We start from the raw sequence: 12,332 nt of genomic DNA, 5'->3' as shown, positions 1-12,332 counted from the left end.
TCAGAGTCCCTTCACCAGGTGGCGGGCGTGGACGAGCAGTTTGAAGGGCCGCTGGAACATCGCGGCGGCCACTTCATCGGCCTGCCCCACCGACGGTTTGAGCCTCAGGGCGGCCAGTTGGCCGACCTGCAGAACCCCCGCGGGTGGCACGCCGAGGTCGGGCCAGGCGACGTCGTCCCACTTGGACGGCTTCCCGCGTCTGTCGCGGTCGACGGTTTCGTCGAAGCCGAACCGCGGTTCGGTCACCGGCTCAAGAAGCCCGAAGAACCAGCCGTCCCCGGTTTTCAGATCGTCGGTCACGAGCGGGAAGCCGAAGAACGACACATCCGGGTCGAACTGCCCGGCGAACACCGAGACCTGCAGGTCGGCGGGTTTGTCGCTGGGCTTCTCGCCTCCCCCGACGCTCACCGCCCGCACCGCGACGGCCATCACGTTCGGGTAGCGGCGCACCAGGTCGCCGCGCAGCAGCAGCACCAGATTGCCCGCCGGGTCGTACGTCTGGGCCGGCAGGTCGTCGCGGCCCCGCCGCATGCCCCAGGTGTGGATCTGGAAGACGTCGGCCCGGTCGTCCTTGCGCTGCCAGAACTTCTGCCAGGGCGTCCCCCGACTGTCCGTCGGATAACCGCGCCAAAGGAGCTCCTTGTTCGTCTCGTGATTGAGCCCGGCCATGAACGCCGCGATGAAACGCGGGTTGGTCTCAAGCAGCGTGATGGACTCGGGTGGCACCTCGTCGACGCCGGGACAGAACCGGGTGCGGTCGTACTCCGCGAGATAGTGGTACGCCGGGAGGTCGAGCCGCGGATAGGCCATCACCCGGTCGAAACGCTGGGGCAGTTGCCAGTGAGAGACGAGCCCGGGGTCGGCGAGGACGGAGGCGAGCCCGTGACCGGCCACGCTGATCATGGTGTCCAGGCGGGCCGGGTGCACCGTCATCGGGTCGCAGCGCTGCAGCAGGGCCGTCCCGGCCTGGTCGAGCGGGAACGCCACCAGCTTCGGTACGACGGGGTCCGTTCCGAGTGCCGTGTGTGCGGCCAGGTCCGCGACGGCCGCCTCGTACCGCGCGATCACCTCTTTGTCCTTGACCAGAGGCGGCATGGTGACCGTCGGCGCGGGCACCGCGGGCGCGCCCGCACCACCGCCCACCGACGGGATCACGACGACCTGGCCGTGGCTCGCACCCGGCCGGAGCGCGGCCGCGGCCGGGGCGCTCAGACCGCCGCCGGGCCGTCGCCCGGGCGGCCACAGCGCACCGCTGGGCAGCCGTCCGATCAGCGCACCGATGTCGCGGGCGTCCCCGCTGAGCCGCGGGTCGAGCCGGGCCAGCGGCACGTTGTCGACGCCGGGCGGCGTGTGCACGACGAGCTCGCCGCCACCGCGCAGGCCGAGCGCATGGACGACGACCTGCGAGCCGGTCTCGATGAGGAAGCCCGCGTCACCCCGCAGCGCGGCGGCCTTGGCGACGGAGCCCGTGATGGCGGACATCGAGGCCGACAGGACGTCGGTGAGCCGGGGCTTCGTTCCCGCGGGCAACTCGGCGATCCGGCCCGCCAGTTGGGCCGTCGCGGCCTTGCGCGCGGCCGTCAGATGCGCCGATGTCAGCAGGCCGGTGGTCCGTAGGTCGGCGCGCAACGTCAGCATCTGCTGCGCCGGTAGGGACGGCGCGGCCTGCAGTTCGCGGGATGCCTTGGTCAGCGCGGTCGCGCCCGCCTGGTCGATACGTACCCGGACCCCGAGGGAGTCCAGGGCCACCGAGCCGTCCGGGCCGGGCTCGGGCAACGGGCCCAGCAGCCCGTCGAGCGCGGGCACCGGGAACCGGGTCGGGTCAACGTCCGGGCGCCCGTCCGCGAGCGTCGACACCAGGCGCTCGCCGACCCTGCGGGTATCCACCGTGACGGCGGCCCGGGCCGCGCGCCGCCGTACGCCCGCCATGACCCGTCCCGTGGCGGCGGTGACGCGGCGCATCGCCGGGTCCGTGGTCCGGTCGGGCAGGGAGGTCGGCGCGATGGCCTTCGGCAGCGCGCGGCCGTCGAGGAGGGTGCGGTCGGCGAGGGGAGCGGCGAGTTGCAGCAGACGTCCGGTGGGCAGCGGCAGGAGGTGGCGCTCGCGCACGCGCCGGGCCGCCTCCAGGCTGAGCCGGGCCCGCGACAGGGCGGCCTCGACCGCGAGCACATCGCCGACCTGCTGCCAGCAGGCCTCCATCACCTCCTCCTGGTACGTCCGCATCACCTCGGCGCCGAGCCCGGCCGCGACCCGGGGCCGAGGGTCGGTATTGAGCTCCCGGAACCAGGTGGCGTCCGTGTCGTCGACCGACGTACGCCGGATGTGGGCGCCCCCGTACACGGGCGGGCCGATGGCCTCGCCGTCCTCCGGGGCCTGCCCGTCGAGCACACCGTCCGCGGCGTCCGCCATCACCCGCGTGACCTTGGCCAGGCCCGAGCGCAGGGTGGCGGGCACCTGGTCGAGGCTGGGGTCGGGCACCTTGGGGTCGTCTGTGTCCCGGGTGATCTTCAGTGCCTGGAGTGCCCCGTCCATGTCGAGGAACCGTCCCGGGGAGCCCGCGGGGGGCCGGTCGGGGAACGGGGAGCCCTCGCGGACGTGCATCTTGATCCGGCCGACGCGGGCCCCGGCCTCATGGGGTTTCAGGCGGCGTGCGAGTGACTCGAAGTCGCCCTGCGGGCCGGTCTGGAACCGCCAGTGGTAGTAGGTCGGCAGCGTCACCGCGTCCGCACCGGCGGCCCAGGCGGGCTTGAGGTTGCCGCTCTTGGGCGTGCGGCCGAGCCCGCTGTCCACCCCCGCGTCAAAGGCCGGGACCAGGGCGGCGATCCAGCGGGCGTTCGGCTCAAGACGGCGCGGGCACACCAGGCGCGAGACATTGCGGTTCGGGTGCTCGGCCAGGGCGGCGCCGACTGCGGCGGGCGTCGTGCCCGCGTCCTCGTCGAGCAGCTGGACGTGCGCCCAGGCCCACGCTTCCTTCAGGTCGGGGAGTTCGGCGGCGGCCCCGGACTCGATCATCAGCCGGGGCAGCACCGACCCGGCGGGGGCGCTGACCGTGACCCCGGGGCGGTCGCGTACGACGACGAGGACGAGCCAGGGCGCGAGGTGGCCGGACGGGGGCACCCCGGTCGGGGTGAAGAGCCAGGGCAGCTCGGGCTGGTCGAACTCGATGGCGGCGAGGTAATTCGGTTCCACATTGGTGGAGTTCGGGCGCGGCACGGTCCGCACGATGACGGTCGGGTCGAGCCCGATGACGTCACCCGGTCCGGACAGGGCCGTCCCGGTCGAGACCGTTTCGGACCCCGCCCCGCCCACCGTGACGTCAATCTTCACCGCCGCCCGGTCCGGGACCGCGGCCCCGTCCGGGGCGCTGGGGATGGCGGCGGACAGGCCGCGCCGCGACCAGGGCAGGAACCGGTACACCGTGTCGGTCATGGCGCCACCTCGTAAGCCTCGACCACGAATCCGCCGCTCAGCGAGGCGGCTTCGGCGGCGACCGCCTCGGACGAGACCGGTCCGATCGTCACCGACAAGTTCTGTTGCAGCGAGTCGCTGTCGACGACCGCCAGGGGCGCCTCCCGGATGACCGCCTTCCCGACGTCGGGCCGCAGCGCCGCGGCCCGCGCGCGGGCCGAACCGGCCGCGGCACCGTAGGCCGACAGCTCGTGTGCGACGTCGGGGGGCAGGATCTCGCGGTACGCCTCGGCGACCTTCCAGTGGAGGTTCAGCTCCGGCTTCTCTTCGAGGATCTTCACCTCGTAGTCCGCCCGCACCGTCTGACCGACCGTGGAGACGGTGTAGTCGGTGGAGCCGATCCGTACGCCGCTGGTGAAAGTCTCGAATGAGCGGCCCTCCAGCTTCTGTTGCTCGGTCAGCTCCATGAACTGGCCCCGCGCGAAGTGATCGGTGGTCTTCTCGTACGCGCTGGTCGCCAGACCGCCGACCTTGACCTCCTCGACGGTGAACTTCGCCTCGCCCTCGGTCAGCGACTTGGTGCCGACCCGGTCGATCCGTACGTCGAGCGGAACGGCCTTCTGGGCGATGGTGACCTGCCCGAGCGGGTGCGCCGACGACGGCGCCTTGCCCGGTGCCTGGGCAAGGGTGACCAGGCCGTTGCCGCCGAGGGGCGGGCCGGGCAGCACGCGGGACACATCGCGCAGCTCATCCAGGAGGGCCTTGGCCGCGCTGGTCGTCGTCTTCTCCACGGCAGGGGCCTTGCCCCAGCCCTCGTCGATACCGAGCTCGATGTCCCACCACAGGACCGAGAAGCTGAACGAGCCCTTGGCCCGCCACTCCCCGGGCCCTTCAAGGGACATCGAGACCTTGACGGAGGCGAAGGCCTCCCCGAGGGCCTCAAGCGCGACGTGGAACTCCAGCTGCACGAGGAAGTGGAACTTCGGCTGCAGAATGATCAGCGCGTCGAACGACAGATGCCCCTTGATCCCGGCCACCTCGATATTGGCCGACACTTCCAACTTGGCCCCGGCCTGCACGGTGTTGCTGGTGATCGCGAAGTACTTCTCGCAGCGGACCTTGAGCCGCCCGATCCCGAGCGACACCGCCAAGCGCTCCAACTCGGCGGGTACGCCACACGGCACGTCCTTGAACGCGGGATGGAAGCCACCCGCCGTCAGCACGAACGACGGGTCACCCGCGAACCGCATGGCGAGGAGGAGCTCCCCGGTGACGGTGATTTTGGTGAACCCCTCAATCCCCACGAAGGAGTCCCGCAGCCTGGCCCGGATCAGCAGGAACTTCGCGACGCCGTCGTAGAAGCCGACCACGTCGACGAGGAGTTTGACGATGGCGGGGACGCCGAGGTCCTTCGGCGGCAGCTGCACCAGGAGCTGACCGAGCAGGATCACCCGGGTCAGCTCGGCGGGCCGGTCACCGAGGGCGTTCCGGATCTCGAAGATCAGCCCCAGCCTGACGTACGCGATGGGCGGCTGCGAGAACGAAAGCTCCAGCATCGGCCCGAGCAGCAGGCTGTCCGGCTCCACCGGGAAGAGCTGCTTGTACCGGTTGATGATCCGCGGGGCGTCGGCGACCGGGTTCTCGGGGAACAGCACGTCATCCAGGGCGCCGCTGCTCATGCCCGCGGTGAGTGCGTCGAGGTCGGCGCGATGGTGCAGGCCGATCATGCCGCCGATGCCGTTCAGGAAGATACCGAAGGCGATATGGGCCCGGAACTGAGCGAACAGGAAGAGCAGCAGCGACCAGCCCTTGGTGCCGTCGGGCCGCTTGGTGGTGATCAGGGCGATCGCCTTGATGGAGAACCAGAAGATCTTCAGCTCCAGGGCCCCGCTGTACTCACCCCGCTCCGCGTCGATGCCGAGATACCCGCCACCCTTGACCGGCCCCAGGTCAAGGGCGAGCCCAATGCCCTTCGGCGGCAGGAACTTCACCAGCTTGCCGACATCGTCGACACCCCGGGCGAGCGCCGCGAGATCGAGCGCCGTGCCGAGCTGGTCGACGGTCGCCTGGAACGGGCCCAGCTTGAGGGAGAAGCCCCCACGGATCTCCACCGAAGGATCGCCGCTCAGCTTCAGCTCCAGAGCCACGAACTGGATCCGGAACACCCCGAACACCGAGGCGGCCACCGGCAGATCGACCTTCAGACCGGAGCCACCGTCGAAGCGGATGCCGTGCGTGGTGTCCGCGAGCAGCCCCAACTCGAAGGGCACCTCGATGGCGTGGCCGGGCATCTTTGACAGGAACCCGTCGCCGTCGGCGAGCGCGATGACGAGTTTGCCCTTGCGTAGATGGGCCTTGAACCCGGCCTGATCCGCGCCGAGTTCAAAGCCGTACGAGAATCCGCCGATCTCAAGCCGCGTCTTGCCGCCCAAACCGAGGACGAGCAGCGGCTTTCCGTCCTTGACCGTGCGCTGCACCTCGATACCGATCGACGGCAGGCCCGGCCCGAGGACCCGGAAACCCGGGTCGTCGGTGGACAGCCGGAAGAACAGCGAGAACGCGCCGTGCGCACCGATGTCGGTGACGTACGTATAAGTGCCGGTGTCGTGCTCGAACTTCAGCTGCGCCCCGACGCTGACGAGCAGCCCGGGCCCGCCGTCGCCCCGGGTGACCGGGATGACCGTGAGCAGCGGGTCGGCCGGGCCGCCGGACTTGTAAAGGACGCTGAGGGCGCGCGAGGCCGCGACCGACGCGTCCGGGACCGAGCCCGGTTCGGGGTCCCAGCCGTACATCGCGTCGATGGGCGCGTGTTCCCCCAGCTTGTCGTCGAGGAACACCACAAGCCCTCCGGCCACGGCGGAGAGCCGGTCGATGAAGGCGTCCGCGTCCGCGCCCGTGGCCTCGCCCTTGAGGAGGCGGGTGGCCACGGCGGGGTCGGCCTGGGGGAGCAGCTCGTCGTCCTCAAGGACAAGACCGGCGAGCGCGCACAGCGCGTAGGCGCTCGGATTGCGCACGCGCAGCGAGTCCGCGACCCACACCTTGAAGATCAGCCAGAAGACGTCCCACCCGTCGGTGCCGCCGGACTTCACGGAGTCGGCGAACGTGAAAATGGTGGTGGCGAGGTCCTTGATCTGCGCGATGTTGGCGGGCGTCAGCGTCCCGATGTCGTCCTTGGCGAGGAACTCCTCAAGCGCCTGCCGTTCGGCCGCGGTAGTGGGGGGCGGCACGGCCGGGTTGTCGGCGCTCAGGCCGAGATCCTCCAGGACCTCCCGACTGATGGCGGGGTCCGCGAAGGTCTTCTCGATCCAGTCGACGACGTCCTGGAGTACGGCGGCGATCTTCTGAAAGCCGTTGCGCTGCTTCTTCGGGTCGGCCATCACTGCACCTTCAGGACGGGGGCCGCCGGGGTCGGAGTCGGCGCGAACGGGACGCTGTGCTCGGTGAATTCGTCCGCGGTCTGCTCGTCGGCGGCCGAAAGCAGCGTGTGGGCGACGCGATAGTCCGCTCCGTCGGCCGCGAAGGACACCAGGCCGATGTTGTTGCGGAACACCATCAGCCGTACCGGGTCCTTGGGGGCCCGGGTCACCTCCTGGTGCCGCCCCGCGATATCGCCGTACGACGCCACCCGGTCGCCGGGGTTCCAGCCGAGCACCGGAATCTCGGGGGCACCGGCGGGCAGCGCGGTGCGTGGCCGGTCGTCCCGGTTCACCGCGAGCCGCCAGCGCCAGTCGGGCGGATTGCCGACCGTGGTGCCGGGCGGCCAGCCCTGCGCGGACACGATCGCGGGCGTGCGGCGCAGCCGGGCCCGCCGGCCCGGGCGGATGGCCGCGCCCGGCGGCAGGACGATGCCGTGCTCGCCCTCCCAGGCGATCCGCTCGCAGGGGATGCCCTGGAGCAGCTGCTGCCCGAGGCGGAAGGTGCGAAGGACCCCGCGCTCGTTCCCGCTCGGCTGGTTGCGGGCGGCCGACGACGTGCACTGGACGATGCGCGAGGCGACGGCCGTCGCGTCCTTGCCCCAGAAGTCCAGGGTCAGCGTGGACGCGAAGTGCACATCGCCGGACAGGACCACGACCCTCCGGTAGCTGCCGAGGCGGCGAAGGAGCTGTTCGTGATGCTCCTCGTCGGCGCGCCAGCCCTCCACGTCCCGGACCTCACTGCCGCGCAACCCGATGACCTGGCCGGGCTCGGTCGCGGTCTCCCGCCCCGCCATATGCGTCGCGAGATCGAAGACCATGGCCGCCACGGGCTGCACAAGCGACTCGATCATCCGCGGGAACAGCACCGGCACGGGCGAGACAAGGATAAGGAGGTCCCGCCCGTCGGGCCCCTTGGGCAGCTGCTCGTCGAGGCTGCCGCCGAGCAGCCTGGGCGGCGCGTGCCCGGCGGCCTTGTAGCCCCGCCGGGTGCGGGTGTCGAGGACGCGTACGGTGTGCAGCGCCCCCGGCACCTCGTAGTGGAACCGCACCTTCGGGCTGGTCAGGACCTTGTCGATGCCGAGCAGCGCGTCGACCTTGTCCACGGTGGCCTGGGGGAGTGAGCCGATCCCGTCGGCGAACTCGGTGAGCGCCTCAAGCAGCTTCTCGTTGGGGCTCTTCTGGTCCTCGGAGACGGTGCCCTCGTGCCGGAAGGCGGCGGGGTCGTTGCCCCAGGCCTGGAACACCGTGTACGCGAGCAGGCCGTGCCGGATGACGGCCCGTCCGAGCGGCGCCGTGATCACCCGGCGGCGCCAGCGCTCGGAGATGTTCCAGTCGTCGGTGACTTCATGGTCGTCGAAGATCATGTACGTCGGTACGTTGGCGAGCGCCCGGGCCACCTTGGGCACCGCGTCCCGCCAGGCCAAGACCCGCTCGGCCTCGGCGGTCGCCCGGTCGAGCCGGCTCTTCTTGTGCTTGTCCGGCTGCGTCTTCCACTTCTCGGTGTCCCCGTCGTACGCCGACTCCCAGGCGGTCGTACGCGTGACGGCGGCGTCCGCCGGGGGCGGCGTGAAGAGGTCGGCGGGGTTCTTCAGCGGCCGCCAGACGGCGGGGCTGAACGCCGCGCAGTACATGGCGGCGAACTCGCCGTACGTCAGCAGGTGGTTGTGGCCGTCCACCGTGGTGAACTTCCCGAGCTCCCGCACCACGCCCTGGCGGCGCAGCGCGGGGAACCGCTCGTAGGTGGCGGGGACCTTCGCGCCGCCCACCGGCAGCTCCTCCGAACCGACCAGATCCTTGCCCAGCTCGGAGAGCATCGGAAGCAGCACCCCGCCGACGTCGTCCGCGTAGATCTGATCGCCGGTGAGATAGAGCTGCTGCGGTGCCTTGCCGAGGTTGGACAGTCCCTCCTGGATCCGGTCGTCCAGCCACGCCATCGCGTCCTGCCCCGGCCCGTTGGACTTGCGGCAGGACGCGTGGGCGATCCGGAGGTCCTCGATCCGGCCTCCGGGTGTGACGAAGCTCGGCAGTATGTCCTCCCCGTAGCCGAGCGCCAGCGGCTTCGGCGTGCCGGTGCCGTCCTTGAGCAGGCCGAGCGCCTTGAGCCCCTTCGTCTGCCCGCCCGCCGTGACGGTCACGTCGTAGCAGTGCCGGGTCAGCGGCGGCAGCCCGACGACCTCTACGTCGACGACGACCACGTGCAGATGGGCCCCGCACTTGCGCGTGGGGCGGGTCCGGGTGCCGACCATCGTGCCCGCCGACGTACCGGGGCCGGTCGAGGGCTCCCGGCCGCGGAACACGGTGACCGTGACGTCTCCCGGCTGGCTCAGCGCGATCCAGACGCAGACATGGCGCGGGTCCACCCGTCGCAGGATCGGACCGGCAAGCACGACCGGCAGGTCAGCCATACATCCTCCACGGCGCTCCGGTTCCGCAGAGAGGTCCCCGGGCGCGCCGTGCGTGAAGCGCGCTGCCCGGGGACGTGACCCCTTCGGGGGCAACATCTCAGCCCGTCCGGCGTTTGAGGACGAGACCCTCCCCCAAGCTCTCAACTTCGTTCGAGCAGGGAGGTGCCCCCTGGGCCGATAGGGGGCCGCTGGGGGGCAGCCCCCTCACGCGGCGTTAGCCGCATATCGACACAGTCGGCAACCGAGCCGACGGCACGGACCGTGATCCGTGAGCCCTTACTCCGTTGCAGGGGGCAGCCGTACCGCTCCCTTGTCCGCGGACTGGGCCCAGGCGGCGTATGCGCGCAGGGCCGTGGACACGGTCCGCTCGCGCTGACGCGGCCGGTAGCCGGGTCCGGACTCCCGAGCGGAGTGGCGCGCGGCTTGCTCCTCCTCCGCCACCTCAAGACGGAGGGCACGGGCCGGAATGTCGATGGTCACGAGGTCGCCGTCCTCGACCAGGGCCAGCGTGCCCCCGGCCGCCGCCTCCGGTGACACATGGCCGATGGACAGGCCCGAACTGGCGCCGGAGAAACGGCCGTCGGTGACCACCGCGCACTGCGTGGCCAGGCCCCGGCCCTTCATATACGCGGTGGGGTACAGCATTTCCTGCATGCCGGGCCCACCACGCGGCCCTTCGTACCGGATGACCAGGACGTCGCCGGGGCGCAGCCGTCCGGTCAGGACCGCGTCGGCGGCCTCCTCCTGGGACTCGGTGACCAGGGCGGGGCCGGTGAAGACCGCCATGCCCTCCGGGACGCCCGCCGACTTGACGACCGCCCCGTCCACGGCGAGGTTGCCGCGCAGGACGGCCAGGCCCGCGTCCGGAGAGTAGGCGTGGGTGGCGGCGCGGATGCAGCCGTTCGCGGCGTCCGTGTCCAGCGTGTGCCAGCGCTCCGACTGGGAGAACGCGGCGGCCGACCGGACTCCGCCGGGTGCGGCGTGGAACAGCTCCACCGCCTCCCGCGCCGGTGCCGTCCCGCGCACGTCCCAGCCACCGAGCCAGTCGCGCAGCGAGGCCGCGTGGACGGTGTGCACGCTCTCGTCGAGGAGCCCGGCGCGGTGCAACTCGCCCAGGATCGCCGGGATTCCGCCCGCTCGGTGCACGTCCTCCATCAGATACGAGCCGTTCGGCGCGACCTTGCACAGGTACGGCACCTGGTGCGAGCGGGCCTCGATGTCGGCCAGCGTGTAGTCGAGCCCGGCCTCGTGGGCGGCCGCGAGCAGATGCAGGACCGTATTGGTCGAGCCGCCCATGGCCAGGTCGAGGGCCATGGGGTTGTCGAAGGCGGCGCGGGAGGCGACCGCGCGCGGCAGCACGGAGGCGTCGTCCTCGTCGTAGTAGCGGCGGGCGAGCCGGACCGCCGTGCGGCCCGCGCGCTCGTACAGGTCCTTGCGGGCCGTGTGCGTGGCCAGCGTGGAGCCGTTGCCGGGCAGGGCCAGGCCGAGCGCTTCGAGCAGGCAGTTCATGGAGTTGGCGGTGAACATGCCCGCACACGAGCCGCACGTGGGGCAGGCCGCTTCCTCGATACGGGCGATGTCGGCGTCGGAGACCGCCGGGTCGACGGCCTCGGACATGGCGGTGACCAGGTCGAGGCGGCGGCGCACCGTGCCGTCGACGAGGACGGTGCTGCCGCCCTCCATCGGCCCGCCGGAGACGAAGACGGCCGGGATGTTCAGGCGCAGGGCCGCCATCAGCATGCCGGGCGTGATCTTGTCGCAGTTCGAGACGCACACCAGCGCGTCCGCGCAGTGGGCCTCGACCATGTACTCGATCGAGTCCGCGATCAGATCCCGGGAGGGCAGGCTGTACAGCATCCCGGCGTGCCCCATGGCGATGCCGTCGTCAATGGCGATGGTGTTGAACTCCCGGGCGATACCGCCCGCTTCGGTGATCGCCGCGCTCACGACACGGCCCACCGGCGCCAGGTGGGTATGTCCCGGCACGAACTCGGTGAAGCTGTTGGCCACCGCCACGACCGGCTTGACGCCGATATCGGCGGACGGCACTCCGGAGGCCCGCATCAGGGCGCGGGCGCCCGCCATGTTCCGACCGTGGGTGACCGTACGAGATCTCATCTGAGGCATGGGCCAAGCCTGGCCGCGGCGGCGACCGAGGCGAAGACGGCCCTTCTCCTAGTAGTACGACTACCAGCACTTACGCTTCCTTGCATGGACACGGCAGCACAACACCGCGCCGAATTGGGCAGCTTCCTGCGGGCCCGGCGCGCCGCCCTCGAACCCTCGGCGGTCGGGCTGCCCCCGGCGGGGCCACGCCGCCGCGGCGGCCTGCGCCGCGAGGAGGTCGCCACGCTGTCCGGGGTGAGCGTCACCTGGTACACGTGGCTGGAGCAAGGCCGTGACGTCCAGCCGTCCCGGCAGGTCCTCGACGCGTTCGCCCGCACCCTGCGCCTGACGGCCACCGAGCACGCGTACGTCCTCTCGCTGGCCGGTTACACCCCGCAGGCGGCGGCCGACCCGGGCCCCGCCGAGGCGGCACCCCCGCACATCCAGCGGCTGCTCGACTCCCTGGTGTGCTCACCCGCGTACGCGATCGCCCCCGACTGGACGATCACAGGCTGGAACACCGCATACACCGCGCTCTACCCGAATGTGGCCACCGCGCCGCCCGCCGAACGCAACCTGCTGTGGCTGGTCTTCACCGACCCGCACGTCCGCGCGCTGCTGCCCGACTGGGAGGTCACCAGCCGCCGCTTCCTCGCCGAATTCCGCGCCGAGGCCGGACCCCGGCTCGGCGACCTCGCCCAATCCCCGGTCATCCAGCGGCTGTTGGAGACGAGTGAGGAGTTCCGGGCAGGCTGGGCGAGCCACCACATCGAGGGCTTCACCTCCCGCGAGCGCGTCTTCCACCACCCCCACGCGGGCACCCTCCGCTTCGAACACCACCGCCTGGCCCCGGCCGACCACCCCGGCCTGCATCTGGTCATCTACGCGCCCGTGGCGGACGGCGACGGCGGCGAGCCCGGGACCACGGCGAGGCTGCGGGCGCTGCTTCCTTGACTGACGTACTGGGACTGACGTACCGGGCGGGGCGGTGACCTTC

The 12,332-nt window shown here is 71.4% G+C and carries 5 protein-coding genes; 1 reads left to right on the top strand and 4 read right to left on the bottom strand.

Annotated features, from left to right (window positions below):
* The 4 genes from ACWD10_RS24285 to ilvD all read right to left on the bottom strand — a co-directional run bounded on the left by ACWD10_RS24285 (position 1) and on the right by ilvD (position 11,356).
* Positions 1-3,429 (bottom strand): hypothetical protein, encoded by a 3,429-nt coding sequence (locus ACWD10_RS24285; protein ID WP_451094352.1) that lies wholly within the window; start codon positions 3,427-3,429, stop codon positions 1-3.
* A complete protein-coding gene (locus ACWD10_RS24280; protein WP_451094350.1) occupies positions 3,426-6,785 on the bottom strand; it encodes a DUF6603 domain-containing protein in 3,360 nt (1,119 codons plus the stop codon). Before ACWD10_RS24280 ends, ACWD10_RS24285 begins: the two co-directional genes overlap by 4 nt.
* Positions 6,785-9,229, bottom strand: coding sequence for a hypothetical protein (locus ACWD10_RS24275; protein ID WP_451094348.1), 2,445 nt, complete (start codon positions 9,227-9,229; stop codon positions 6,785-6,787). Before ACWD10_RS24275 ends, ACWD10_RS24280 begins: the two co-directional genes overlap by 1 nt.
* Before the next feature lie 276 nt (positions 9,230-9,505).
* Entirely contained in the window at positions 9,506-11,356 is a 1,851-nt protein-coding gene (ilvD, locus tag ACWD10_RS24270) for a dihydroxy-acid dehydratase (protein WP_451094346.1), read from the bottom strand.
* A gap of 84 nt (positions 11,357-11,440) precedes the next feature.
* Here ilvD and ACWD10_RS24265 point away from each other — a divergent pair, with 84 nt between their 5' ends.
* The gene (locus ACWD10_RS24265) at positions 11,441-12,289 is read left to right on the top strand and encodes a helix-turn-helix transcriptional regulator (protein WP_451094344.1); all 849 of its coding nucleotides are present in this window, start codon (positions 11,441-11,443) and stop codon (positions 12,287-12,289) included.
* Positions 12,290-12,332: the final 43 nt, after the last annotated feature.

The sequence above is a fragment of the Streptomyces sp. NPDC002851 genome, assembly GCF_053591935.1.
This window is presented reverse-complemented; position numbering and strand designations above follow the sequence as displayed.

Coding starts and splice junctions, on each gene's coding strand:
- ACWD10_RS24285 (WP_451094352.1), bottom strand. CDS start 3,429: ATGACCGACACGGTGTACCGGTTCCTGCCCTGGTCGCGGCGCGGCCTG.
- ACWD10_RS24280 (WP_451094350.1), bottom strand. CDS start 6,785: ATGGCCGACCCGAAGAAGCAGCGCAACGGCTTTCAGAAGATCGCCGCC.
- ACWD10_RS24275 (WP_451094348.1), bottom strand. CDS start 9,229: ATGGCTGACCTGCCGGTCGTGCTTGCCGGTCCGATCCTGCGACGGGTG.
- ilvD (WP_451094346.1), bottom strand. CDS start 11,356: ATGCCTCAGATGAGATCTCGTACGGTCACCCACGGTCGGAACATGGCG.
- ACWD10_RS24265 (WP_451094344.1), top strand. CDS start 11,441: ATGGACACGGCAGCACAACACCGCGCCGAATTGGGCAGCTTCCTGCGG.